Here is a 24515-nt window from a genome sequence, read left to right as displayed (position 1 = left end):
GTGAAGACATCCATGCGAAGCGGACCGGCCACTGCGCGCGCCAAGGTCTCGGTCGTCCTGTGCGCCGCCCTGCTCGGCGGCGCCGCGCTGACCGGCTGCACGGACACCGGCGGATCGGGCGGGACCGACAACCTGCCGCGGACGGCGAGCCAGAAGCAGCTCGACGGCGGCTCGATCGCCAAGGACGTCGACCTGAAGGGCGCGCACTTCGCGGTCGGCTCCAAGGAGTTCACCGAGCAGCAGATCCTCGGCAAGATCACGAAGTACGCGCTGGAGGCCGCCGGGGCGAGCACCAAGGACCAGACGGGGCTGCAAGGCACGACGATCGCGCGCAGCGCGCTGCAGGGCGGCGACATCGACATGTACTGGGACTACTCCGGCACCGGCTGGACCCAGTTCCTGCAGCACGACAAGCCCGTGCAGGGCAGCACCGCGCAGTTCGCGGCGACGTCGAAAGAGGACCTGAAGAAGCACAAGATCAAGTGGCTGGGCCCGGCCCGGTTCGGCAACCAGTACACGATCGCCCGCGCCTCCGACGCGACGGGCCGTGCGGGCAGGGTCGACTCGATCAGCGACCTGGCGAAGCTGGCGAAGGACCACCCGGAGGACGCCACGCTCTGCGGGGCCTCGGAGTTCCTGGACCGTGAACTGTCGGCGCTGGAACAGAGCCCGTACAAGCTGAAGTTCGGGGCGCCGCAGGTCTACCAGAACGCGTTCGCGCTGAACTTTGTGAACGTGGCGAAGGGCAGCCCCTGCAAGTTCGCCGAGGTGTTCACGACGGATGCCCGCCTGGAGTCCCTGGACCTGAAGGTCCTGGACGACGACAAGGGGCACTTCACGACGGAGCTGGCCGCGCTGACCGTGCGCGACGAGACCGCGAAGAAGTACCCGCAGCTCACGAAGTTGTCGAAGAAGCTCGGTGACGCGCTCACCGAGAAGACCATCATCAAGCTCAACGGGATGGTCGACCTGGAGGGGAAGAGCGCCGATCAGGCCGCGCTGTACTTCCTGCGTACGAACGGTTTCATCGGCAAGTGAGACGGCCGGGGCCGGGGTGCGCACTCCCCGGCCCCGCTCACCCATGGCTCACCCCCGCAGCGCCTCCTCCACGCCCCGCGCCACGGACACCGCCTCCTGCGAGGGCAGCGGCCCGCCGTCGCCCCCGGCCACGTAGAACGCGTCGACCGCGTTGGCGCCCAGCGTCGACACATGCGCCGAGCGCACCCGCACCCCGGCCCCCTCGAGCGCCCGCCCGATGCGGTGCAGCAGACCCGGCGCGTCGTGCGCCCGCACCTCGATCACCGTCGCCCGCCGCGAGCCCGCGGAGGCCACCGTCACCCGGGCCGGCGGCGCCACCACACCGCGCCTGCGCGGATACGCGGCGTCCCGCTCGGCGAGCCGCGCCGCGATGTCGAGCGAGCCGTCGAGGGCCCGTACGAGATCGGCGCGCAGCCGCGCGGCCTGCGGCAGCGAGCCATACTCGGCGGCGACCCGCCAGTCGAGCAGCAGGGCGACTCCCTCCACCCCCTCCGGAGGTGTCAGCGCCCGCAGCTCCGCCGTCCGCACGGTCAGCCGGTGCATCGCGAGCACCCCGGCGACGGCCGGAAGCACCCCGTCCTGCTCCGGCACCGCGATCACCAACTCGACGCCGAGCGGCTCCGGTTCGGCGTCTCCCTCCGCCTCGGTCGGTACGGCGTCGGTCTGCGCCCGCAGCGCGAGCACGGGCCCGCCCGTACGCAGCGCCTCCACCGCGAGCCGTTCCTGCTCGGCGGTCGGCTCCGCGTCGTCCGGGTCGACCGGCTCGTCCCCCGCGAGCACCGCCGCGACCCGCTTGACCAGATCGGCGACGAGCGAGCCCCGCCAGGACGACCACGCGGCCGGGCCGGTCGCCAGGGCGTCCGCCTCGGTCAGCGCGTGCAGCAGTTCGAGCGTGCCGACCGAGCCGACCGCGTCCGCGACGGACCGTACGGTCGCCGGGTCCTCCAGGTCGCGCCGCGTGGCGGTCTCGACGAGCAGCAGGTGGTGCCGTACGAGGGAGGCGAGCACGGCGACATCGGCCCGGTCGAAGCCGATCCGCGCGGCGACGTCCCGCGCGATGGTCTCGCCCGCGACCGAGTGGTCCCCCGGCCAGCCCTTGCCGATGTCGTGCAGCAGCGCCGCGACGAGCAGCAGGTCGGGCCGGTGCACATGGCGGGTCAACTCGGATGCCTGGACGGCGGTTTCGACGAGGTGCCGGTCAACGGTCCATGTGTGCACGGCATTTCGCTGCGGGCGGCACCGCACCCGCTCCCAGTCCGGGATCAGCCGGGTGATCAGTCCCTCGGCCTCAAGGGCTTCCCACACGTCGATGGTCGGCCGGCCCGCGCCGAGCAGCGTGACCAGCTGTTCGCGGGCTTCGGCGGGCCAGGGCGCGGGCAGCGGGCGGGCAGCGGCGGCCATCCGCCGTACCGCGTGCGGGGACAGCGGCAGTCCGGCCTGGGCGGCAGCGGCGGCGGCGCGCAGCGGCAGCACCGGGTCGCGCTCGGGCTTGGCGGCGCGGGCGAGCACCACCTCCCCCTCCATCTCGACGACGCCCTCGGCGAGCGGCGAACGCTCGACCGGCGCCGACTTCCCGCCGCCGAGCGCCCGCCCGTCGCCCACCACCGCCCTTCTAAGGAAGTCGCTCCGCTCCCTTGCCAATTTTCGCAGACGCGGCTTGACGGAGCGGGACTTGAGCACCCGCCCCACCTCCCGCCAGGTGACGTCGCTGGCGTACGACACCGTGCGCGCGGCCTCGTACACCTGCCGCAGCAACGTATCGGCGTCCAACAGGCCGAGTTCCGCGGCGACCTGGTCCTGCTCCTGGAGCGCGAGCCGGTCGGTGGCGCGCCCGGTCGCCAGATGCAGGGCGTCCCGTACGTCGAGGAGCCGGCGCCGCGCGTCGGCGAGGCCCTCGCGGGGGGCGTCCGCGAGCCAGGAGGCGGCGACGGCGCGCAGCGCGGTGGCGTCCCGCAGCCCGCCCCGCGCCTCCTTCAGGTCGGGTTCGAGGAGGAACTGCAACTCGCCCTGGCGCCCGGCCCGTTCCTCGCACAGCTCGCGCAGTTCGGGCAGCCGCCGCACCGCCTGGTTGCGCCAGTCCGCGAGCACGGCGGTGCGCAGGCCCGCCGTGAGCCCGAGGTCACCCGCGAGGTGCCGGGCGTCGAGCAGGCCGAGCTGCACCTTGAGGTCGTCGCCCGCGGTCTTGCGCGCCTCCGAGGGCGTACGGACGGAGTGGTCGAGGGCGAGGCCCAGGTCCCACACCGGGTACCAGATGCGGTCGGCGAGCGCGGCAACCTCCTTGAGGTCCGCCGAGCCGTCGTGCAGCAGGAGCAGGTCGAGGTCGCTGCGCGGGGAGAGTTCGCCGCGCCCGTACCCGCCGACCGCCACGAGGGAGACGCCCGGCGCCCCGGCGCCGAAGAGTTCGGCGAGCCAGTCGTCGGTCAGCTCCGCGAGGGCGGCACGGCGCGGCGGCCCGGACCGCGCCTCCCCCTGGAGAAGGCGCAGCCGGGCCGCCGCATAGCCGCCGAGTCCGGAATCCTCTGATTCAGCACGTACGTCGTTCACGCTCGTCACCCGGCGACTCCCGTTCCGTCCATGTCCGTTACAGCGCGTCCGGGCCACGTTCGCCGGTGCGCACCCGCACGGCCGTCTCGACGGGGACCGCCCAGACCTTGCCGTCGCCGATCTTGCCGGTCCGCGCGGCCTTCACCACGACATCGAGCAGTTGCTCGGCGTCGTCGTCCTCGACCAGGACCTCGATACGGATCTTGGGTACCAGATCGACGGTGTACTCGGCGCCGCGGTAGACCTCGGTGTGCCCGCGCTGACGGCCGTACCCGCTGGCCTCTGTCACGGTCAGGCCCTGGACGCCGAAGGCCTGGAGGGCCTCCTTGATCTCGTCGAGCCGGTGCGGCTTGACGACCGCGGTGATCAGCTTCATGCGTCGACCTTCTTCGTGTTCTGTGGGTCCTTCGGGGCGGGGACGGCCTGGCGGGCGACGGTGCCGCCGCCCGCGCCGCTGTAGTCGTACGCGGTCTCGGCGTGCTCGGCCTGGTCGATGCCGGAGACCTCGTCGTCCTCGTCGACCCGCATGCCGATGGTCTTGTCGAGGGCGAGGGCGAGGACCGCGGAGACGATCAGCGAGTAGGCGAGGACGCCGCCGACGCCCGCGCACTGCTTCCAGAACTGGTCGAGGCCGCCTCCGTAGAAGAGGCCTGCCGCGTCGGACTGGCCGCCGCCCGTGGCGAAGAAGCCGACGAGCAGGGAGCCGACGACGCCGCCGACCAGGTGGACGCCGACGACGTCGAGCGAGTCGTCGTAGCCGAACTTGTACTTGAGGCCCACGGCCATCGCGCACAGCACACCGGCGATGGCGCCGATGGCGATCGCGCCGAGCGGCGAGCAGGAACCACCGGAAGGAGTGATGGCGACAAGCCCTGCGACGGCGCCGGACGCGGCGCCGAGCGAGGTGCACGCGCCGTGCCGGATCTTCTCGTAGGCCAGCCAGGCCAGCATGGCGGCGGCGGTCGCGACCTGTGTGTTGATGAACATCAGCGCGCCGACGCCGTCGTCGTTGCCGAGCCACGAGCCGGCGTTGAAGCCGAACCAGCCGAACCACAGCAGACCGGCGCCGAGCATCGTCCACGGCAGCGAGTGCGGCCGCATCGGGTCCTTCTTGAAGCCGACGCGCTTGCCGATGACGAGGATCACGCCGAGCGCCGCGGCGCCCGCGTTGATGTGCACGGCCGTACCACCGGCGAAGTCGATCACCCCGAGGTCGAAGGCCCAGCCGCCGGTCCCCCACACCCAGTGCGCGACCGGGAAGTACACGATCGTGACCCACAGCGCGATGAACAGCCCCCAGGCGCTGAACTTCACGCGGTCCGCGAGCGCGCCGCTGATCAGCGCGGGTGTGAGCACCGCGAACATCAGCTGGAAGACCGCGAACACATAGACCGGGATCGTGTAGCCGTCCCAGAGCTGGGTGAGGCCGATCCCGCTGAGCCCGACGAAGTCGCCGTCCCAGCCGAGGAGCGAGCCCCTGTCGGTGCCGAACGCTACGGAAAAGCCGTACAGCACCCACAGGATCGTGACGATCCCGAGGCTGATGAAGCTCATCATCAGCATGTTCAGGGTGCTCTTGACGCGGACCATGCCTCCGTAGAAGAAGGCGAGTCCCGGTGTCATCAGCATCACCAGGGCGGAACAGATCAGCATGAAGCCTGTATTGGCGGGCGACAGTGTGGGTGCGTCTGCCGCCAGCGTGATGGCTGCAGCCATCGGCGTCTCCTCGTCATGGGGCCGGTTATGCGCCATGACATTGCTGCAGCGCCGTTTCCGTTCGCGCCCCCTGATGTTTCGCCGTAGTGACGATGAGCCCGCGGGTGTTACGGGTGGATGAAATGCCGGAAACGGACCGACCACGACCTCCGTCCGCGATGACCTGGCGTAGGGGAGCCGAGTCGGGCTGTTTCGGGACGGTGGCCGTGGCCGGTGTCTGTGGGGTGCTCCCCCGCCGTCAGACCGCGGCTTCGGCGGTCTCCGGCAGGTGGAGCGCGAGCTGTTCCGTGAGGTCGATGACCTCGGCGATGTCACCGAAGTCCCGCGTCGCGGTGTCGACGGTCTTGCGGATCCGGGTGTTGACCCGCTCGGAGCGCACCTTCCTGGCGATCTCCAGGGCCTTCCCGGCGAGCACCGTGGACTGCTCGGGCTCCTTCTGCAGGAGGTGCACGGTCGCCATCCCGATCAGGTTCAACGCGTACGAACGCTGGTGCTCGGCGTCCTTCCCGAACAGCTCGACGGCGCGCTTCATCACGGGTTCGGCCATCGACGCGTACGTGGGGCTGCGGCCCGCCACGTACGCGAGATCCCGGTACGAGTGACTGTTCTCGCCGTGCAGTTCGGCCTCGGAGAAGAAGCGGATCCAGTCGGGGTCCGGGTCGTCCCAGTCGTCCGCGTCCGTGAAGGTGTCCTCGGCCATCCGCACGGCGCGCTTGCACTTGCCGGGCTGCCCCATGTTCGCGTACGCGCGGGCCTCCATCGCATACAGCATGGACTGGGTGCGGGGACTGGCGCAGTCGCGACTGCCGTACTGGGCGAGGTGGATGAGTTCGAGGGCGTCATCGGGACGGCCGAGGTGAATCATCTGCCGGCTCATACTGCTGAGCACGTACGAGCCGAGCGGCTTGTCGCCCGCTTCCTTGGAGGCGTGCAGGGCGAGCACGAAGTACTTCTGGGCGGTGGGCTGCAGGCCCACGTCGTAGCTCATCCAGCCGGCCAGCTCGGCGAGCTCGGCGGCGACCTTGAACAGGCGCCGCGTCGTCTCCTCCGGCTGCGGCTCCTGCAGCAGGTCGGTCACCTCGTGGAGCTGGCCGACGACGGCCTTGCGGCGCAGGCCGCCGCCGCACTGGGCGTCCCACTGGCGGAACATCACCGTGGTCGACTCCAGGAGGTCGAGCTCCGGCTTCGACAGCCGGTTCCCACGACGCTGCGTGACCGGCTCCGGCTCCGGCCTGGCCGAGGCGCCGGGGGTCGGCACCAGCCAGCGCTGCATCGGCTCGATCAGCGAGGGGCCCGCGGCGAGCGCGAGCGAACTGCCGAGGAAACCGCGGCGCGCGAGCATCAGGTCGCTGCGGGAGAACTCGCCGATGAGCGCCACGGTCTGCGGGGCCGTCCAGGGCAGATCGACACCGGACACCGAGGGCGCCTGGTGCGCGGCGCGCAGGCCGAGGTCCTCGACGGCGACGACGCAGCCGAAGCGCTCGGAGAACAGCTCGCTGAGGATCCGCGGGATCGGCTCGCGCGGGTTCTCCCCGTCGAGCCAGCGGCGCACGCGCGAGGTGTCCGTGGAGATGTGGTTCGCCCCCAACTGCCGGGCCCGCCGGTTCACTTGGCGCGCCAGCTCGCCCTTGGACCAGCCACTGCGCACGAACCACGAACCGAGCAGCTCGTTCGGGCGCTTCTCGGCGTTCGTGACGCCACCGCCGCTGCCGCCCACTGGAACGCCCCCATCCCTGCCGTCTAAGCCGCTGTGTGTGAAGCCCCGTCGACCATTGTTCTCCACACTCTTGCCCGCAAGCCCTACCAGGATGCCGTCAAACCCGGCTCCCCGTCCGGCAGTTGTCACTCCTCGAACAGGAAACCGACTTGCCTCCGGCATACCCACGGGTGCGTGCACCCTGAGGGCTCATGCACTGAAAGTAATCCTACGATCACCCCTCCGGCGAGGGCGAACACGGAAACGCCACCATTCGCCACCCCTTCGAATGAACCCAGCAGCCGCCCCACGCGATTCACTTGACATACGACAGCCGGAAGTAGGCGGACGAGGGTGGACGGGGGCGCGCGACACCGGGCGCACCACCCCGAATGCGAATCGGCTCCGGTCCGGCCGGGGCGGCGCGCACATCGGGTAACGATCCGATTCCGCCGCGTAACCGTCGGCGTACGGGATGTGTTGGAGGGGGCATGGGCTTCACGATCGGCGGCATGCGTGAGATGCGCACCGGCTCACGTCGCCGCGGCCGCACGTCCGGCCGCGCTTCGGACTGCACCACGGTGGCGGAGTTCACCGGCCTCTGGGGCTGGGACGTGGTGCCCGGCGCCCGCGCCGTCGGCTCCGCGTGCTCCTGCGGAAAGGCCGACTGCCCGGCTCCCGGGGCCCACCCCCTCGACCCGGCCGCGCTGGTGCCGGCGGGGGCCACGCTCGACGAAGTGACCGAGTCCTGGGGCCGGTTCCCCGGCGCCGCGGTGCTGCTGCCGGTCGGCCGGGCCTTCGACGCGATCGATGTACCGGAGGCCGCGGGCCGCCGGGCCCTGATCCGCCTGGAGCGCATGGGCGTCCCGCTCGGACCGGTCGTCGCCACCCCGCAGGGCCGCGCCCACTTCTTCGTGGCACCGGGAGCCGCGGCCGAACTCCCCACGCTGCTCTACCGGATGGGCTGGGACGACGCGGCCCTCGACCTGCACGCGCTGGGCGCCGGCGCGTACGTCACGGCCCCGCCGTCGGACCGCGGGGGGCTCGGCCCGACGTCCTGGCTGCGGCCGCCGTCCCTGGACACCGCGAGCCAACCCCCGCAGGCGAGGCTCCTGTTGGGAACGCTGGCCTACGTGGCGCACCGCTCGCCCTGCGCATAACAAAGGCGGGGAACCACGACCGGCAACAACCGGACCGCAGTTCCCCGCCAAGCACGAAGAGCGCCTCCGCTAGTCTCCGATAAGCGCATCCACGAACGCCTCCGGCTCGAACGGCGCCAGGTCGTCGGGGCCCTCGCCGAGACCCACGAGCTTGACCGGCACGCCCAGCTCGCGCTGCACGGCCACGACGATGCCGCCCTTGGCCGTACCGTCCAGCTTGGTCAGCACGATGCCCGTGATGTCGACGACCTCGGCGAACACGCGGGCCTGGACCAGACCGTTCTGCCCGGTCGTCGCGTCGAGGACGAGCAGCACCTCGTCGAGCGGAGCGTGCTTCTCCACGACCCGCTTGACCTTGCCGAGCTCGTCCATGAGGCCGGTCTTGGTGTGCAGCCGGCCCGCGGTGTCGATCAGGACGACGTCGGCGCCCTCCTCGATGCCCTCCTTGACGGAGTCGAAGGCGATGGACGCCGGGTCGCCGCCCTCGGGGCCGCGCACGGTGCGCGCACCGACCCGCTCGCCCCACGTCTGCAGCTGGTCGGCGGCGGCCGCACGGAACGTGTCCGCGGCGCCGAGCAGCACGTTCTTGCCGTCGGCGACGAGCACGCGCGCGAGCTTGCCGGTGGTGGTGGTCTTGCCGGTGCCGTTGACACCGACGACCATCACGATGCCGGGAGTGGTCCCCTCGGTGGCGAAACCCTCGGTCTTCACGGTGCGGTCGAACTCGGGGACGAGCAGCTTGAGGAGCTCCTCGCGCAGCAGCGCGCGCAGCTCGTCCGGCGTGCGGGTGCCGAGCACCTTGACGCGCTCACGCAGGTTCTCGACGAGCTCCTGGGTGGGCTGCACGCCGACGTCGGCGGTGAGCAGCGTGTCCTCGATCTCCTCCCACGTGTCCTCGTCGAGGTGCTCGCGGGACAGGAGGGTGAGCAGGCCCTGGCCCAGCGCGTTCTGCGACCGGGAAAGGCGGGCGCGCAGCCGCACGAGACGGCCCGCGGCGGGCTCCGGTACCTCGACCTCGGGAGCGGCGGGCTCCGCGGCGGCCGGGGCCTCGGGTTCCTCCTCTACGGCCGGCTCGGCGGTGGGGAGGTCGACCTCTTCGATCGTGCGCCGCGCTTCGTCGCGCGGCGTCTCGGCCTCTTCGCCGACGTGCGGCTCGGTGGGCGGGGCGGTGGTGATGTCGGGCGCCGACGGCGGGGACGGGGGCAGCTGCTTCTTCTTGCGGCTGCCGATCACGAGCCCGCCGAGCGCACCGATCACGACCACGGCGATGACTACAGCAAGGATGACGGTTTCCATAACTCGTCCAGTATCAGCCATGGGCCCCGCCCAAGCCGTGTTCGTACCTTCACCCAAAGGACAAAGGGCTCCGACGGGTTCGACTCGGACTAAAGTACGATGGCAGTCGCCGCATCAACGCGCGTAGAGTCCAACGCGATCAGGACACCACGCCGGATCGCGACAGCACTCCACAAGGGCCCTGCGGGCCCGTCACCCCCCACCGGCTCGCTGTCCCCCACGGCCGAGCCGAGCGAGAGGCACGGAACCCCACCGCATGAGCAAGACCGCCGAAGCCGAAGGCGCGCTGGAGACACGCGGCATCGAGCCCGTCCCCGACGCCGAGCGCACCGCCAAGACCCGCGAGCTCTTCCCCACCTGGGTCGCCGCCAACATCAGCGTGCTTCTTCTCACGATGGGCGCGAGCCTCGTCGTGAGCTACAAGCTCAACTTCTGGCAGGCCATCGTCGTGGCCATCGCGGCGCCCATCGTGTCGTACGGCCTCGTGGGCCTGATCGGCATCGCGGGCAAGCGTGGTGGGGCTCCCGGTATGGCGCTGTCCCGCGCGGTGTTCGGTCAGCGCGGGAATCTGCTGCCCGGTTCGCTGATCTGGGTCGCGCGCTGGGGCTGGGAGACGATCAACGCGGTGACCGGCGCGTACGCCGTGCTCACCGTCCTGGACATCCTGTTCGGCATCAAGCAGAACAACTTCCTGGTGATCGTCACCCTCCTGGTGTTCGTGTGCGTCACGTTCGCGATCTCGGGCCTCGGCATCAACGTCGTACAGAAGTGCAATAAGTACGCGACGTACTTCTTCGGCGTCTTCTCGGTCCTGGTGCTGATCTACCTGGTCATCAACACCGACTGGTCCGAGGTCTTCGGGCAGCGCGCCGGGCAGACGTCGCTGATGGTCGCGGGCATCGGCATGATCGCCGCCGGTGGCGTCAGCTGGATCCCGTCCTCCCCCGACTTCACCCGTTACCTGCCGCGCACCGCCTCCACCAGGGGGATCATCGGGAACTCGATCGGCGGCGCGGGCATCGTCGTGCTGCCGATGGTTCTGATGGGGGCCGTGATGGCGGTCTCCACCCCGGACCTGGCCTCGGCCCAGGACCCGGTCTCCTTCCTCGGCGAGATCCTGCCGATGTGGATCGCGGTGCCGTACCTGCTGATCGCGCTGGTCGGCATGCTGCTGATCAACGCCATGTCGATGTACTCCGCCGGGTTCACCGCGCAGACCCTCGGCTTCAAGGTGCCGCGGCACTGGGCCGTCTCCATCAACGCGGTGATCTCGCTGGTCTTCGGCGCCATCCTGATGCTGGTCGCGACGAGCTTCATGAGCTCGTTCATCTCCTTCCTCTCGCTGCTCGCCGTGGCCTTCTCCGCCTGGGTCGGCGTCTTCGGCGCGGACATGTTCACGCGCAAGCACTACGACGCGGCGGCCCTGATCGACACCACCCGCACCAGCGCGTACTGGTACAAGGGCGGCTTCTCCCCCGCCGCGTGCGTCGCCTGGGCGGTCGGCCTGGTCGTCGGCCTGCTGTTCACGTCGTCGACCTGGTTCTCGGGGCCGCTCGCCTCGAACAACTTCATCGGTGAGTACGGCCTCGGCTGGATCGTCACGATCGTCGTCTCCGGCCTGCTGTACCTGGCGCTGCCCAAGCCGGCCGACACCACCGGGGCCCCGGCCGAGGCCGACGCGGCCGAAGCCATGGCCTCCTGACGCTCCGTCAGCTAACGTCCCCCTCCACACATCCGGCTGCACGCCTCGCGGAGGGGGACTTTTCCATGCCCGTGTCCGTCGTACGGTTCAACCTCGTCGACCCCGCCGGCACACCCGAAACACTCGCCGCCCGCTACCAGGCGGCCGTCGAGATGGCCCGCTACGCCGACGAGCAGGGCATCGACACGGTGCAGACCGAGGAGCACCACGGCGTCGCCAACAACTGGCTGCCCTCGCCCTTCACCTTCGCGGGCGCGGTCCTCGGCGCCACGAAGCGCATCGCGGTCACCGTCTCCGCGATCATCGGCCCGCTGCACGACCCGCTCCGCCTCGCCGAGGACATCGCCGTGCTCGACCTGGTCAGCGGCGGCCGCCTGGTGACAGTCTCCGGGATCGGCTACCGGCCCGAGGAGTACGCCCAGTTCGACGTGGAGTGGAAGCGCCGCGGAAAGCTCCAGGACGAGCTGCTCGAAACGCTGCTCAAGGCCTGGACCGGCGAGGAGTTCAGTTACCGGGGCCGCCGGGTCCGGGTCACCCCGCGCCCGTTCACCCAGCCGCACCCGCTGCTCCTGGTCGGCGGCTCCTCGCAGGCGGCCGCACGCCGGGCGGCCAGGCTCGGCCTCCCGTTCTTCCCGAGCGCACATCTGCCGGAGATCGAGGCGTACTACAAGGAACGCCTCGAGGAGTACGGGACCGAGGGCTGGACCATGATGCCCGGGAAGGTGACCCCGCTCCTGCACCTCTCCGACGACCCGGACCGCACCTGGGCCGAGCACGGCGAACACTTCCTGCACGAGGCGCAGACGTACGCGTCCTGGCAGTCGGGGGACATCAAGTCCGCGGTGAAATCCGGGGCATCGACGGTCGACGAGCTGCGGGCCGAGGGCGTCTACCGGGTGCTCACGCCCGACGAGTGCGTGGCGCAGGGGCTCGACAACTACATCCTGCATCCGCTCTCCGGCGGCATGCCCCTGGACGAGGGCCGCCGCAGCCTGCAGCTGTACTGCGAAAACGTACTGCCCCGGCTCAAGGACCAGTGATCGGGTCGATGAGCCGGGGCAGTGACGTCAGCGGGGAGATGGCAGCGGGGACTTGACCCATCTCCCCGGGTCCCGGGGAGGGAGGCGTGACGGTCAGACCGTCTCCGCCTCCTCCAGTGTCTTGCCCTTGTACTCCTTCACGAACTTCAGGGTGAAGGGGATGGAGAGGGCCGCGAACACGGTGTAGATGACGTACGTACCGCCCAGGTTCCAGTCGGACAGGGACGGGAACGTCGCGGTGATGAGGTAGTTCGCGATCCAGTTGAACATCGACGCGACGCCGATGGCGGTGGCACGGATCTTCGGCGGGAACATCTCGCCGACCATGACCCAGAGGATGACGCCCCAGCTCATCGCGAAGAAGAAGACGAACCAGTGGGCGGCGATCAGGGCGACCCAGCCCTGCGCGGTCGGCAGCTGGCCGTTGACCAGGTCGGAGGAGAACGCCCAGGCCTCGCAGCCCAGACCGATGACCATGCCGACGGAGCCGATGAGCGCGAGCGGCCTGCGGCCGACCCGGTCGATCAGGAGCATCGCCACGACGGTGCCGATGATGTTGATGATCGACGTCGTGAACGAGTAGAAGAACGAGTCCGTCGGGTCGACGCCGACCGACTGCCACAGAGTCGAGGAGTAGTAGAACGCGACGTTGATGCCGACGAACTGCTGGAAGACCGCGAGGCCGATACCGACCCACACGATCGGCTTGAAGATGAAGCTGCCCTTCAGGTCCCTGAAGGTCGACAGGCGCTCGTTCTTCATGCCGTGCTCGATCTCGGCGATGCGGGCCTCGGCGTCGGCGCCGTCGCCCTCGACCTGCCGGACGACCTTGCGGGCCTCTTCGGACCGTCCCTTGGCCAGCAGGTAGCGCGGCGACTCCGGGATCATGAAGGTGAACACGCCGTAGAGCGCGGCCGGGATCACCATGATCCCGAGCATCACCTGCCAGGCCTCCAGGCCGAGCAGCTCACCACGCTGGTCGCCGCCCGCGGCGTTCAGCAGACCGTAGTTGACCAGCTGCGAGACGGCGATGCCGAGCACGATGGCGGCCTGCTGGAAGGAGCCGAGCCGGCCTCGATAGGCCGGCGGCGCGACCTCGGCGATGTACGTCGGGCCGAGCACCGAGGCCATGCCGATGGCGAAACCGCCGATGATGCGCCACAGCATCAGATCCCACAGCGCGAACGGCATGGACGAGCCGAGGGCGCTGATGATGAAGAGCACGGACGCGATCTGCATGCACCGCACGCGACCGATCCGGTCGGCGATCCGTCCGGCGGTCGCCGCGCCGACGGCCGAGCCGAGCAGCGCGATGGCGATGACCTGGGCGAGGGTCCCGGAGCCGATGTCCCACCGGTCACGGATGGCTTCGACGGCTCCGTTGACGACTGAGCTGTCATAGCCGAAGAGGAAGCCACCCATGGCGGCACCTGCCGCGATCAAGGTGACACGTCGGAGATTGCCGGGCTGTTCCTGCCTGGCTCCCGTTGTCGGTGCCGCACTGCTGGTCACATGTACTCCTCGGGCCACCGGCCTCGCTGCCGGGGGTGGGGGCGAGCCCTTCAGATCCGATTCCAGTGGCGCACACGTTCACGCCACCCACCACCTGAAGGTAAAAGCAACGTTGCAGAGACTATGCCTTCATGTTTTGAAGTCAATACTTCGGGTCCTGTGAATTTCAGGCATGGGAGTGTCGCAACATGTTCAAGACTTGAACACTGCTAGGGGGTCCAGGGCGACGGTCTAGCTCAGCCGCTGGCTGATGACCTTCGACACACCGTCGCCCTGCATGGAGACGCCGTACAGCGCGTCGGCGACCTCCATCGTGCGCTTCTGGTGCGTGATCACGATGAGCTGCGAGGCCTCCTGCAGCTCCCGCATGATGCCGATGAGGCGCTGCAGGTTGGTGTCGTCGAGCGCCGCCTCCACCTCGTCCATCACATAGAACGGGCTCGGCCGCGCCTTGAAGATGGCGACGAGCAGCGCCACCGCGGTCAGGGACCGCTCACCGCCCGAGAGCAGGCTCAGCCGCTTGACCTTCTTGCCCGGCGGGCGGGCCTCGACATCGACACCCGTCGTGAGCATGTTCTCGGGGTCGGTCAGGACGAGCCGCCCCTCACCGCCGGGGAACAGCCGGCTGAAGACGCCCTCGAACTCGCGCGCCGTGTCCCGGTAGGCCTCGGTGAAGACCTGCTCGACACGCTCGTCGACCTCCTTCACCACTTGAAGCAGGTCGGCGCGCGTCTTCCGAAGGTCCTCCAGCTGCTCGCTGAGGAACTTGTGGCGCTCCTCGAGCGCCGCGAACTCCTCGAGCGCAAGCGGGTTGACCTTGCCGAGCTGCTGGTACGCGCGGTCCGCGGACTTGAGCCGCTTCTCCTGCTCCGAACGAACGAACGGGCGGGGGCTGTTACGCGGGTGCTGCGGGTCCTCCGGCAGCTCCTCGCCCTCGGCGGGGAGCGAGGGCGGTACGAGCTGGTCGGGACCGTAGTCCGCGACAAGTCCGGCCGGTTCGACACCGAGTTCCTCCAGCGCCTTGGTCTCCAGCTGCTCGATCCGCAGCCGCTTCTCGGCGCCGAGTACCTCGCCCTTGTGGACCGAATCCGTCAGCTTGTCGAGTTCTTCCTTGAGATCGCGGCCGCGGGCCCGCTCGGTGCCGAGCTCCTGCTCCCGCGCCGCCTTCGCCCGCTCGGCGAGGGTCCGCTCCTCGTCGGCCCGGGTGATGGACACCTCGACGTGCGCGAGCAGCTGCCGGGTGCCGGAGGCGACGGCCTCGGCGACGGCGGCCTCGTACTGGCGGCGGGCGCGCTGTCGCTCGGCACGCGCGCGTGCGTCGCGCTCGGCGCGGGCGGCCCGGTCGAGCGAGTCGGCGCGGCCCGCGAGGCCCTTGACGCGCTCCTCGTGGGTACGTACCTGGAGGCGCGCCTCCATCTCCGTCTGCCGCGCGTTGGCCCCGTCCGCGGAGAGGCGGTCGCGCACGGAGGTGTCGGGTTCCTCGTCGGCGGGCAGTTCCTCGGCCACCGCGAGGCGCTCCGCCAGCTCCTCGGCGTCCGCCGCGGCCTGCTCCAGCGCGTCCTGCGCCTTGGCCGCCGCGGCGGCGCTGCGCTCGGCCTCGCCCGCGGCGCCGCGGGCCTGTCCGGCGAGTGCGCCGAGCTGCTGGGCGCGGCCGGAGCGCTCGCGCTCCATGACCCGCTGCTGCTGCCCCAACTCCTCGACGAGTGCGGCGCACTCGGTGCGGCGTTCGGCCGCGGTGTGCTGTGCCTCGGCCCAGCGTTCGCACTGGGCGGCCAGCTCCTCCAGTTCGGCGGCGGCCTCGTCGACGGATGCCTGCACTTCCAGGAGGCTCGGTGCGCCGGCCGAGCCGCCGTGTGCGAAGTGTGCCCCGAGCAGGTCCCCTTCGGCGGTCACCGCGGTCAGCTCGGGCCTGGCGTACACCAGGTCCTCGGCGTCCTCCAGGGTTCCTACGACCACGGTGTCGCGCAGCAGGCGTCGTACTGCGGACAGCAACTCGGCGGGGCCGCGGACGAGTTCGGCGGCGTCGGGGTGCGGGCCCCGAGGGCCGGTGTGCGCGGCACCGCTGGGGCTCTGCCCCAGACCCCGCGCCTCAATCGCCGGCGGGGCTTGATTTGTGCGGCCCGCAACGGAGCCCTCAAGGGAAGCGCCCAGCACCGAAGAGGCTTGGTTTGTGCGGCCTGTAGCGGAGGGGTCAGGGGGAGCACCCTGAAGGGAAGCGGCTTGGTTGGTGGAGACCGTAGCGGAAGCGTCCAGCGGCGGAGAGGTGGGGGAGGCGGGGCCGGTGGGGTCGGAGCCCGGGTCGGATGTCAGGAGCAGGGACGCCCGGCCGGCGTCCTGTTTTCGGAGGAGGCGGATGGCGTTGGCGGCGGCTGTGGGGGTGGTTACCGCGATCGCGTCGGCGGCCGCGCCGAAGGCCGCCGCCAACGGGACCTCGTAGCCCGGCGCCACCGACAGCAGCTCCGCGGCCGGGCCGAGTAGCCCGGTCAGCCGGTCCTTCGCGTCGAGGAGCGCACCCGTGCCGTCCTTGCGCCGCAGTCCGAGCGCGAGCGCCTCGTGGCGGGCCGCGAGGGCCGCGCGCCCCCGCTCCCCGGACGTGGCGGCCTCCCGCGCGGCAGTGAGCGCGGCCTCCGCCTCCGCGAGTGCGGCCCTGGCCTCCTCGTACCGCGTGGACAGCTCCTCGTCACCGGCGTCGAGCCCGTCGACCTCGGCCTGCAGCTGCTCGTACTCCTCCTGCGCGGTGACCGCCCGCTGCCGCGCCTCGTCCCGGGACGCCGCGAGCCGATCGATCTCGGACTGCGCGGCGGCGGCCCGCGAACGCGCGGCGTTGGCCTGCCCCTGAAGGCGGGCGAGACCCTCCCGCCGGTCGGCGATGGCCCGTGCGACATCCTTGAGCCGGCGCTCCTCGGCCACCAACTCCCGTTCCATATCGGCCCGGTGGGAGACCGTCTCGTCGAGCGCGATCTGCGCCGCTTCGAGGGCGGCCTCCAGCTCGGCCTCCTGCTCGCGCACCCGCGCGGCCTCGCGCTCCAGCTCCTCGGGCTCACGCCCGCGCCGCTCCTCGGTGGGCGCCGACGTGGCGCTCTTGACCCGCGCGTCGGCCAGCGACACCGTCCCGCGCACCCGCTCGGCCAGCTGCGACAGCTCGTACCAGGACTGCTGCGCCCGCTGCAGCCGGGGCGTCAACTGCCGGACCGCGTCCTCCAGGTGCCCCTCCCGCAGCAGCGCCTTCTTCAGCTCCTCCTCGGCCGCGCTCCTGCGCCGCTTCAGTTCCGCCTCGTCGGCGACCTCGGCGCTGAGCGCTCCCCGCAGCCGTACGAGGTCGTCCGCGAGCAACCGCAGCCGCGCGTCGCGCAGGTCGGCCTGGATCACGGCGGCCCGCCGCGCGACGGCGGCCTGTCTGCCCAGCGGCTTCAGCTGCCGCCTCAGCTCCTCGGTCAGGTCCTGTACGCGCGAGAGGTTGGCCTGCATCGCGTCCAGCTTCCGCAGCGCCTTCTCCTTGCGCTTACGGTGCTTGAGGACGCCCGCGGCCTCCTCGATGAACGCCCTGCGGCCCATGGGGTCGGCGTGCAGCACGCCGTCGAGCTGGCCCTGACCGACGATGACGTGCATCTCGCGGCCGATGCCGGAGTCCGACAACAGCTCCTGGATGTCGAGAAGTCGACAGGTGTCGCCGTTGAGCTGGTACTCGCTGCCGCCGTTGCGGAACATGATCCGCGTGATGGTGACCTCGGCGTACTCGATGGGCAGCGCGCCGTCGGAGTTGTCGATGGTGAGCGAGACCTCGGCGCGGCCGAGCGGCGGCCGCCCGGTGGTGCCGGCGAAGATGACGTCCTCCATCTTGCCGCCGCGCAGCGACTTGGCGCCCTGCTCCCCCATGACCCAGCTCAGGGCGTCCACGACATTGGACTTGCCCGAGCCGTTCGGACCCACGACACAGGTGATGCCCGGCTCGAACCGCAACGTGGTGGCCGAGGCGAACGATTTGAACCCGCGCAGGGTCAGGGCCTTGAGGTGCACGCCGTCGGACTCTACCCGGCACCCCTGTCTCACTCCATGAACCCACGGTTTCACCCGGGAACATGCAGGGCACATCAGACGTAGAGAACGTCAGGGGAAACGGTGCGCGGGGGCGCCTGGGAGCAGGGTCGAGAGAGAAAAGGGACGCCGAAGCGTCCCTTGGATGGCTCTGTCGAGCGGCTGTTTACGGGCGGCGCCCGACCACCCAGATCGCTGGGAGTGGTCAGGTGAGCGCAGGCTCCGCCTGGGGTACGTCGATACCCTCGATGAGAGAGTCGTGAGAAGCGGCAGCCGCGAGCGTGTCGTTCTCGGCCTGAATACGGCCGAGCTCGGATTCGAGATCCTGGACGCGCTGCTGGAGCCGTCGCATCTCGGCGAGAAGTCGCGGGTCGCTGCCGCCGACGTAACCGAGAAGCGCCTTTGCCATGATGGATGGTCCTCCACAATGCGTGACCGACCGAAGCGGTGTGGGTCGTGAGGGAATCGCACCCGCGGTGCTTGGCACTTCTTGTATTGCTGCCGTTCTCACATGCCAAACAGCTAAGGTGCGCGGGGACTTCCAGAGTCTCACCAAAAAGTTTGACGGTCAACACGATCACGCCCCGTATTGGCGGGCAAACCGGGGGCTTCGCGCCGCAGAACCTGCGGTACGGCCTCACGTTCGGGGCCCGGGGGCGTAGAGATCATCCGTTCCCGCGGAGCCTGCCACGAGTCCCCGTTCTTGGCAACCACCAGGGCGTTTCTGCCGCACGCAGGTGCCCGCGGCACTTCCCGCACCCCCTCCCCCGGGCCCACCTGCCGTAACGACTCAGCGAATGGCAAACCCGTCGTAGCCGCCACGGGGGGTGTCCCAGATCTCAGTCACACCATCGACCCGGCCGGGTGTGTCGTCGCCATGGAGCCAGTCGAGCAGTTGCTGACATCCGTCGCTCGGCCCCTCGGCGACCACCTGGACACGCCCGTCCTCCAGATTGAGAGCAAAACCACTCAGGCCGCCGATCTCCAGCGCACGTGCACGGGTGAACCACCGAAAACCCACACGTTGGACGCGCCCCCGCACCCAGGCGGTGATCCGTACTTCTTCGTTCATGGGTGCACGCTAACCGGCCAAAAGCACTCGGAGCACTTCGCCCACTGGGGAGTTGGGGTAGCGTCCCCGACCATCGCGCCTCACTCGTACGAGTGAGAAGCACGCACAACAGTGACGACCCCGCGAAGATCCAGAGGACGAGGAAGGCAAGGACATGGGACGCCACCGACGCTCCGCCGCCGGCCGCCCGCACGCGAGCGACTTTGCGCAGGGCTACGCGGAGTACCCGCCGCACCCCACGCCTCCCGCCCAGCCCGGCACCTCCCACCACCGCAAGAGGCGCGACGGCGTCCCACTGCGCACCAGTCTGCTCGGCGCCTCGGCCGCGGTCGCGATGGGCGCGGTCGCGGTGACCACGGGCCTGATACCGGGGGGCGGCGGCTTCAAGTTCGGCGGCGACAGCGGCAGCAGGGTGCAGGCCGCGGACTCCCCCGACGTCACGGCGCAGGGCGGCACGAGCGGTGCGGTCGACGACCGGGCGCCGTCCGCCGCGAGCCGCGACACCGAGCGGGCCACGCCGTCCGCGACGCCGTCCCGCTCCGCCTCCAGCGCCGCGCCGCGGTCCTCCGAACCGTCGAAGCGCACGCAGCCGTCCCGGTCCGCGGACGACAGCGGTACGAGGACGAAGAGCGCGAGCCCATCGACGTCCGCCCCCGCTGCGCCGGCGCGGACGAAGGCGCCCTCCTCAGCGGGTGGCGGCTCGGCGACCTCGTCGGAGAAGGCGGCATCGACCCAGGTCCTCGCCCTCGTCAACCAGGAGCGCTCCAAGGTGGGTTGCTCCCCGGTGACGGCGGACAGCGGACTCGCCTCACTCGCCACCGCGTTCAGCGACGACATGGCCGCGCGGGACTTCTTCGACCACACGGACCCGGACGGGGCGACGCCCTGGGACCGCGCCAAGAAGGCGGGCATCACGGACCTCGGCGGCGAGAACATCGCGCGTGGCCAGGCCAACGCCCAGTCGGTCATGGACTCCTGGATGAACAGCCCCGGCCACAAGGCGAACATCCTGAACTGCGACTTCAAGACCTTGGGCGTCGGCGTGCACTTCGGCTCGGGCGGGCCGTGGTGGACGCAGGACTTCGGCTACTGACGCATCGCGAACCGCTTACGCGATCGTGCGCGGCGGGCGCTGACAGCGCGGGCAGTAGTAACTGGACCGATTCATCCACGCGCGCCGGCGCATGGGCGTCGAACAGCGCCGGCACGGCAGCCCCTCGCGCCCGTACGCGTCGAGCGACCGGTCGAAGTATCCCGACTCCCCGTTCACATTCACGTACAGGGAGTCGAAGCTCGTCCCGCCGACGCTCAGCGCCTCGTTCATCACATCCCTTACGTGGCCCAGGAGTTCGGCCGTGCGGGGGCGGGTGAACGTGCCCGTGGGGCGCTCGTAGTGCAGCTTCGCGCGCCACAGTGCCTCGTCGGCGTAGATGTTGCCGACGCCGCTGATGAGGGACTGGTCGAGCAGGGCCCGCTTGATGGTGCTGCGCTTCGCGCGCAGCGCGGTGTGGAACGCGGCGTCGTCGAAGAGCGCGTCGAGGGGGTCGCGGGCGATGTGCGCGATGACGTCCGGGAGGCCGTTGTCGTCGGTTTCGTGCAGCGAGAGGCCGCCGAAGGTGCGCTGGTCGACGAAGCGCAGCTCAGTGTCGCCCGCCGCGGTAGCGGCCGATGTCTGCGTGTCGGCGAAGCGGATGCGGATGCGCAGGTGCTTCTCGTCCGGGGCGTCGTGCGGCTGCACCAGGAGCTGGCCGCTCATGCCGAGGTGGGCGAGGACGGAGGTGTGCGAGTCCTCCAGGGGCAGCCACAGGTACTTGCCGCGGCGGCTCGGCTCGCCGATCGTCCGCCCCTTGAGCCGGGCCGCGAAGTCCTCGCCGCCCGCGATGTGCCGGCGCACGGAGCGCGGGTGCAGCACCTCGGCCTCCGCGACGGTCCGATGCGCCACCCACCGCTCGAGACCGCGCCGGACGACCTCCACTTCGGGCAACTCTGGCACGGGGGTCCTCCGGACGGGAGCGGGTGGGCTGGGCCCGGGGAGCGTATCGCGCACGCCCCCGGGTCCTGCCGGACGGGCCTGCTCAATCGCCGCAGGGGCTATAAATAGCCCCGCCGGCGATTGAGGCGCGGGGGCCGGGGCGGAGCCCCGGGGGCGGGGGGAAATGCGAAGCCCGCCCCTACCGGGTGGGCCGGTTAAGGGCGGGCTCAGGAAGCGGAGCGGTTACGCTCCGGGGGCCGTATCGACCACCGCAGCCGCAGCCTCGGCCCGCTCGTCCGCCGCAGCGCGAATCGCACGCCACGCGGACTCAGCGGCCTGCTGCTCCGCTTCCTTCTTGCTGCGGCCGGTGCCGGTGCCGTACGAGACGCCTCCGACGCGGGCGGCAGCAGTGAAGGTCTTCTCGTGATCCGGGCCGGTTTCGGAGACCAGGTACTCGGGCACGCCGAGCCCCTCCGTCGCCGTCAGCTCCTGGAGACTGGTCTTCCAGTCCAGGCCGGCACCGAGATTCGAGGACTTCTCGATGAGCGGGTCGAACAACCGGTGGACGAGTTCGCCCGCCGCGTCCAGACCCTGGTCCAGGTACACCGCACCGATCACCGCTTCAAGGGTGTCGGCGAGAATCGACGCCTTGTCCCGGCCACCCGTGCCCTCTTCGCCCCGGCCAAGCCGGATGAAGGAGCCCAGGTCCAGCCCACGGCTGACCCCCGCAAGTGCACGCGAATTGACCACCGCGGCCCGCAACTTGGCCAGTTGGCCTTCAGGCAGGTCGGGGTGGGTTCGGTAGAGAGTGTCGGTGACCACGAGGCCGAGGACCGAGTCGCCCAGAAACTCCAGGCGCTCGTTCGTCGGCAGGCCACCGTTCTCGTACGCGTACGAACGGTGCGTCAGCGCACGCACCAGAAGGGCGGACTCGAGCTTGTACCCGAGCCGCCCTTCCAGAAGCGTGTGGGACGAGGCTGTCGTGTCCACCTTTTTCTTGGCGTCATCCGCCTTCTTGGGGCTCGACACTGTGCCTCTCACCAGCCGCTCAGACCTCGAGGACCTGGCGCTTGTTATAGGTGCCGCAAGCCGGGCACGCGATGTGCTGCAGCTTGGGCTCCTGGCAACGCTCGCACGAAACCAGGGTGGGGACCGCAGCCTTCCACTGCGACCGGCGGTGGCGCGTGTTGCTGCGCGACATCTTCCGCTTCGGAACAGCCACGGCTACTTCTCCTGCTTCTCGTCGACGCCCGCTTGCGCTTCGGCGCCGCTCATCTCGTCCTTCTCGCCGTCCTGGATGGTGCCAGCGAGTCCCTGCAAAGCCGCCCAACGGATGTCGACGGCGTCATGGTGGTGGCCCGGCTCGTCCGAAAGCCGCACTCCGCACTCGGAGCACAGACCTTCACAGTCTTCCTGGCACACCGGCTGCATCGGCAGTGCGAGCACCACCGCATCACGCAGCACCGGCTCGAGGTCGAACAAGCCGTCCTCGAGAAAGAGCGTGTCCTCGTCGTCCTCGGCGTCGTCGGCCGGTTCCGCCTTTGCGCGGCCCCGGTCGTCGGCGTCAGGGTACGAGAACATCTCCTGGAAGTCCGCGTCGACCTCTTGGACGACCGGCTCCAGACACCTTACGCACTCCCCCTTGGCCGATGCACGGGCGGTGCCTGTGACAAGCACACCTTCCATGACCGACTCCAGGCGGAGGTCGAGCTCCACCGGGGCGCCTTCCGGCACCTCGATGACTCCCAGGAGGCCGAACTCCTTGGGAGCGTCGATCGTGCGGGACAGCCGCTGCATGGCACCAGGACGCCGACCCAGCTCGTGCGTATCGAACACGAACGGGTTGCGGTGGTCGAGGTGGGTGTTCAGGGCTGGTCCTGCTTTCGTTCTTCGAAGCTCATGTGGGGTGCCGCCCCGAAATATCCGGGCAGCTCGGAACGCACGTGCTACGCGCGACCGAAGAACCAGAGTACTGGACCTTTGGCTCACGGCCCAATCTGCCCCTTGAACCCGGTACGGGACCGGCTCAGCGCCCCTGCTCGTACTGGCGCATCTGTTCCAGGCTGATCATGCTCGTGTCGAACAGACTCGTCTCGTCGAGCGCGCTGTCCTGGGCCTGCGGCTGGAGCTGCTGGGGATCCTGCTGGTGCTGTTGGTACGCGTACGGGTCCTGCTGCTGGTGCTGTTGCTGCTGATACGCGTACGGGTCCTGCTGGTACGCCGCGTACGGGTCCTGCTGGTAGGTGCCGTAGGCGTCCTGCTGGACGTAGGGCTGCTGCTGGTAGCCGCCGTACGGGTCCTGGCCCTGCTGCGCGTACGCGGGCGCGGGCTCGGGGGCCTGGGACGGGATCTGGGGGGCCTGCGGGGGCTGCGGCTGCTGCGGGGGCTGGGCCGCGGCCGACTGCTGGGCCTGGGCGCCACCGATGTCGGCGAGGCCCGCCAGGTAGTCGGCGTCGCTGGTGTGCGGCTGCCCCTCGCCGTCCAGGGTCAGCGTGCCGAGGTCGTCGCTGGCGATGCGGCCGTGCAGCTTCTGGCGGCCCTTGCCGACGGCGTCGAGCGTCTTGGCGAGCACCGCCTCGAAGGCGCCGAGCTTGGTGTCCACGTACGCGTCGGCGTCCTGGCGCAACGTCTCCGGGTCGTGGCTGCGCTCGGGGGCGTCCTCGTCCTCGTAGCCCGCCTCGTCGACGCCCGGTCCGGTGCCGAGCAGCTTTTCGCGGCCGCGGCCGACCGAGCCGAGCGTCTTGTTGAGGACGACCTCGAAGTTGGCCAGCTTGGAGTCGACGTAGTCGTCGGCCTCCGCGCGGACCTCCTCGGCCTCCTGGCGGGCCTCGGCGAGGATGCGGTCGGCCTCCGCCTGGGCGCGGTGGGCGATCTCCGTGTCGGCGATCAGGGTGCCGCGCTCGGCGTGCGCGCCCTCGATGATCCGCTCGGCCTCGGCATGGGCCTGCTCGACCATCTGCTCGCGGCCGCCGATGAGCTCCTGGGCCTGGGCGAGGGAGCCGGGCAGCGCCTGGCGCACCTCTTCGAGCATCGCCAGCAGGTCGGCGCGGTTGATCACGCACGAGGCCGACATGGGCATCGAGCGCGCGCCGCCGACCGTGCCGACGATGTCGTCGAGCTTCTTCTGCACGTCCACCGTGTGCTCGCCACTCTCTCGTCTAGACGCCGGAATCGGCTGGGGTGTTGGAGACGGACGAGACGACTGTAAGCCCAACGTGCGGGTGCGCGTCACTTCTTGGGAAGGCGCTCCGTCAATGCCTCGTGGACCTGCGCCGGAACCAGGTGCGAGACGTCGCCGCCCCAGGCCGCGACCTCCTTGACCAGGGAGGACGACAGGAAGCTGTACGTCGGGTTGGTGGGGACGAAGAGGGTCTCCACGCCGGACAGGCCGTTGTTCATCTGGGCCATCTGCAGCTCGTAGTCGAAGTCGCTGACGGCGCGCAGGCCCTTGACGATGGCCGGGATGTCGCGCTGCTTGCAGAAGTCGACGAGGAGACCGTGGAAGGCCTCCACCTCGACGTTGCCGAATTCGGCGGTGACCTCGCGGATCAGGTCGATCCGCTCGTCGACCGTGAACAGGCCCTGCTTCGACTGGTTGATCATCACTGCGACGTGCACGACGTCGTAGAGCTTGGAGGCTCTCGCGATGATGTCGACATGGCCGTTGGTGATGGGGTCGAACGACCCCGGACAGACTGCGCGGCGCACGGGAAGTCCCTCGCTCTCCGGTCC

Annotated in this window: 20 protein-coding genes; 5 read left to right on the top strand and 15 right to left on the bottom strand. The window is 70.2% G+C overall.

Annotation, left to right across the window (positions count from 1 at the left end):
- Nucleotides 1–12 precede the first annotated feature (12 nt).
- On the top strand, nucleotides 13–1038 hold the full coding sequence (locus ACWD2L_RS09485) for a glycine betaine ABC transporter substrate-binding protein (RefSeq protein WP_351336291.1): 1026 nt from the start codon (nucleotides 13–15) through the stop codon (nucleotides 1036–1038).
- A 48-nt stretch (nucleotides 1039–1086) separates the two neighbouring features.
- Here ACWD2L_RS09485 and ACWD2L_RS09480 read toward each other — a convergent pair whose 3' ends face one another.
- From ACWD2L_RS09480 to nsdA, 4 genes are all read right to left on the bottom strand, one after another.
- Entirely contained in the window at nucleotides 1087–3591 is a 2505-nt protein-coding gene (locus ACWD2L_RS09480; RefSeq protein WP_351336288.1) for a [protein-PII] uridylyltransferase, read from the bottom strand.
- A gap of 28 nt (nucleotides 3592–3619) precedes the next feature.
- Entirely contained in the window at nucleotides 3620–3958 is a 339-nt protein-coding gene (locus ACWD2L_RS09475) for a P-II family nitrogen regulator (protein ID WP_266714579.1), read from the bottom strand.
- Nucleotides 3955–5298 carry an ammonium transporter gene (locus ACWD2L_RS09470; RefSeq protein WP_351336285.1) on the bottom strand — a complete coding sequence of 448 codons (1344 nt, stop codon included), beginning with the start codon at nucleotides 5296–5298 and terminating at the stop codon, nucleotides 3955–3957. The genes ACWD2L_RS09475 and ACWD2L_RS09470 overlap by 4 nt, the downstream gene beginning before the upstream one ends.
- A 238-nt stretch (nucleotides 5299–5536) precedes the next feature.
- The gene (nsdA, locus tag ACWD2L_RS09465; RefSeq protein WP_351336282.1) at nucleotides 5537–7015 is read right to left on the bottom strand and encodes a transcriptional repressor NsdA; all 1479 of its coding nucleotides are present in this window, start codon (nucleotides 7013–7015) and stop codon (nucleotides 5537–5539) included.
- Nucleotides 7016–7485: 470 nt separating this feature from the next.
- Here nsdA and ACWD2L_RS09460 point away from each other — a divergent pair, with 470 nt between their 5' ends.
- Nucleotides 7486–8154: a bifunctional DNA primase/polymerase gene (locus ACWD2L_RS09460; RefSeq protein ID WP_351336279.1), complete on the top strand. Its 669-nt coding sequence runs from the start codon at nucleotides 7486–7488 to the stop codon at nucleotides 8152–8154.
- A 69-nt stretch (nucleotides 8155–8223) separates the two neighbouring features.
- Here the strand turns inward: ACWD2L_RS09460 and ftsY are convergent, their stop codons facing one another.
- On the bottom strand, nucleotides 8224–9450 hold the full coding sequence (ftsY, locus tag ACWD2L_RS09455; protein WP_351336276.1) for a signal recognition particle-docking protein FtsY: 1227 nt from the start codon (nucleotides 9448–9450) through the stop codon (nucleotides 8224–8226).
- 256 nt (nucleotides 9451–9706) lie between these two features.
- Between ftsY and ACWD2L_RS09450 the strand changes: the two genes are divergently transcribed.
- Both ACWD2L_RS09450 and ACWD2L_RS09445 read left to right on the top strand, forming a co-directional pair.
- On the top strand, nucleotides 9707–11152 hold the full coding sequence (locus tag ACWD2L_RS09450; RefSeq protein ID WP_351336273.1) for a cytosine permease: 1446 nt from the start codon (nucleotides 9707–9709) through the stop codon (nucleotides 11150–11152).
- 65 nt (nucleotides 11153–11217) lie between these two features.
- The gene (locus tag ACWD2L_RS09445; RefSeq protein ID WP_351336271.1) at nucleotides 11218–12192 is read left to right on the top strand and encodes an LLM class flavin-dependent oxidoreductase; all 975 of its coding nucleotides are present in this window, start codon (nucleotides 11218–11220) and stop codon (nucleotides 12190–12192) included.
- A 93-nt stretch (nucleotides 12193–12285) separates the two neighbouring features.
- Here ACWD2L_RS09445 and ACWD2L_RS09440 read toward each other — a convergent pair whose 3' ends face one another.
- The 4 genes from ACWD2L_RS09440 to ACWD2L_RS09425 form a co-directional block, all read right to left on the bottom strand.
- Nucleotides 12286–13704, bottom strand: a complete 1419-nt coding sequence (locus ACWD2L_RS09440; protein ID WP_351336269.1) for a sugar porter family MFS transporter — start codon at nucleotides 13702–13704, stop codon at nucleotides 12286–12288.
- Nucleotides 13705–13935: 231 nt separating this feature from the next.
- Nucleotides 13936–17721, bottom strand: coding sequence for an AAA family ATPase (locus tag ACWD2L_RS09435; protein ID WP_351336266.1), 3786 nt, complete (start codon nucleotides 17719–17721; stop codon nucleotides 13936–13938).
- Between the two features lie 223 nt (nucleotides 17722–17944).
- The gene (locus ACWD2L_RS09430; RefSeq protein ID WP_351336264.1) at nucleotides 17945–18148 is read right to left on the bottom strand and encodes a hypothetical protein; all 204 of its coding nucleotides are present in this window, start codon (nucleotides 18146–18148) and stop codon (nucleotides 17945–17947) included.
- Nucleotides 18149–18529: 381 nt separating this feature from the next.
- On the bottom strand, nucleotides 18530–18811 hold the full coding sequence (locus tag ACWD2L_RS09425; RefSeq protein WP_351336261.1) for an acylphosphatase: 282 nt from the start codon (nucleotides 18809–18811) through the stop codon (nucleotides 18530–18532).
- Between the two features lie 154 nt (nucleotides 18812–18965).
- On the opposite strand from ACWD2L_RS09425, the gene ACWD2L_RS09420 reads away from it, so the two are divergent.
- Entirely contained in the window at nucleotides 18966–19904 is a 939-nt protein-coding gene (locus tag ACWD2L_RS09420; RefSeq protein WP_351336258.1) for a CAP domain-containing protein, read from the top strand.
- A 15-nt stretch (nucleotides 19905–19919) separates the two neighbouring features.
- Here the strand turns inward: ACWD2L_RS09420 and mutM are convergent, their stop codons facing one another.
- From mutM to coaD, 6 genes are all read right to left on the bottom strand, one after another.
- A complete protein-coding gene (gene mutM, locus ACWD2L_RS09415; RefSeq protein WP_351336256.1) occupies nucleotides 19920–20804 on the bottom strand; it encodes a bifunctional DNA-formamidopyrimidine glycosylase/DNA-(apurinic or apyrimidinic site) lyase in 885 nt (294 codons plus the stop codon).
- A 222-nt stretch (nucleotides 20805–21026) separates the two neighbouring features.
- Nucleotides 21027–21824 (bottom strand): ribonuclease III, encoded by a 798-nt coding sequence (gene rnc, locus ACWD2L_RS09410; RefSeq protein ID WP_351336254.1) that lies wholly within the window; start codon nucleotides 21822–21824, stop codon nucleotides 21027–21029.
- A gap of 7 nt (nucleotides 21825–21831) precedes the next feature.
- On the bottom strand, nucleotides 21832–22005 hold the full coding sequence (rpmF, locus tag ACWD2L_RS09405) for a 50S ribosomal protein L32 (RefSeq protein WP_030361955.1): 174 nt from the start codon (nucleotides 22003–22005) through the stop codon (nucleotides 21832–21834).
- Nucleotides 22006–22007: 2 nt separating this feature from the next.
- Nucleotides 22008–22706 (bottom strand): YceD family protein, encoded by a 699-nt coding sequence (locus ACWD2L_RS09400; protein WP_451188188.1) that lies wholly within the window; start codon nucleotides 22704–22706, stop codon nucleotides 22008–22010.
- A 103-nt stretch (nucleotides 22707–22809) separates the two neighbouring features.
- Nucleotides 22810–23919 carry an ATP synthase F0 subunit B gene (locus ACWD2L_RS09395; protein WP_351336251.1) on the bottom strand — a complete coding sequence of 370 codons (1110 nt, stop codon included), beginning with the start codon at nucleotides 23917–23919 and terminating at the stop codon, nucleotides 22810–22812.
- 92 nt (nucleotides 23920–24011) lie between these two features.
- Nucleotides 24012–24491, bottom strand: a complete 480-nt coding sequence (gene coaD / locus ACWD2L_RS09390; protein WP_351336249.1) for a pantetheine-phosphate adenylyltransferase — start codon at nucleotides 24489–24491, stop codon at nucleotides 24012–24014.
- Nucleotides 24492–24515: the final 24 nt, after the last annotated feature.

The organism is Streptomyces sp. NPDC002754, from assembly GCF_053592315.1.
The sequence above is the reverse complement of the archived record's forward strand: the minus strand, read 5'-3'. Positions and strand labels throughout refer to the sequence as shown.

Bases quoted from the DNA above. Each gene is read 5' to 3' on its own strand.
- ACWD2L_RS09485 (WP_351336291.1), top strand. From the start codon at position 13: ATGCGAAGCGGACCGGCCACTGCGCGCGCCAAGGTCTCGGTCGTCCTG.
- ACWD2L_RS09475 (WP_266714579.1), bottom strand. From the start codon at position 3,958: ATGAAGCTGATCACCGCGGTCGTCAAGCCGCACCGGCTCGACGAGATC.
- ACWD2L_RS09470 (WP_351336285.1), bottom strand. From the start codon at position 5,298: ATGGCTGCAGCCATCACGCTGGCGGCAGACGCACCCACACTGTCGCCC.
- ACWD2L_RS09460 (WP_351336279.1), top strand. From the start codon at position 7,486: ATGGGCTTCACGATCGGCGGCATGCGTGAGATGCGCACCGGCTCACGT.
- ftsY (WP_351336276.1), bottom strand. From the start codon at position 9,450: ATGGAAACCGTCATCCTTGCTGTAGTCATCGCCGTGGTCGTGATCGGT.
- ACWD2L_RS09450 (WP_351336273.1), top strand. From the start codon at position 9,707: ATGAGCAAGACCGCCGAAGCCGAAGGCGCGCTGGAGACACGCGGCATC.
- ACWD2L_RS09445 (WP_351336271.1), top strand. From the start codon at position 11,218: ATGCCCGTGTCCGTCGTACGGTTCAACCTCGTCGACCCCGCCGGCACA.
- ACWD2L_RS09430 (WP_351336264.1), bottom strand. From the start codon at position 18,148: ATGGCAAAGGCGCTTCTCGGTTACGTCGGCGGCAGCGACCCGCGACTT.
- ACWD2L_RS09425 (WP_351336261.1), bottom strand. From the start codon at position 18,811: ATGAACGAAGAAGTACGGATCACCGCCTGGGTGCGGGGGCGCGTCCAA.
- ACWD2L_RS09420 (WP_351336258.1), top strand. From the start codon at position 18,966: ATGGGACGCCACCGACGCTCCGCCGCCGGCCGCCCGCACGCGAGCGAC.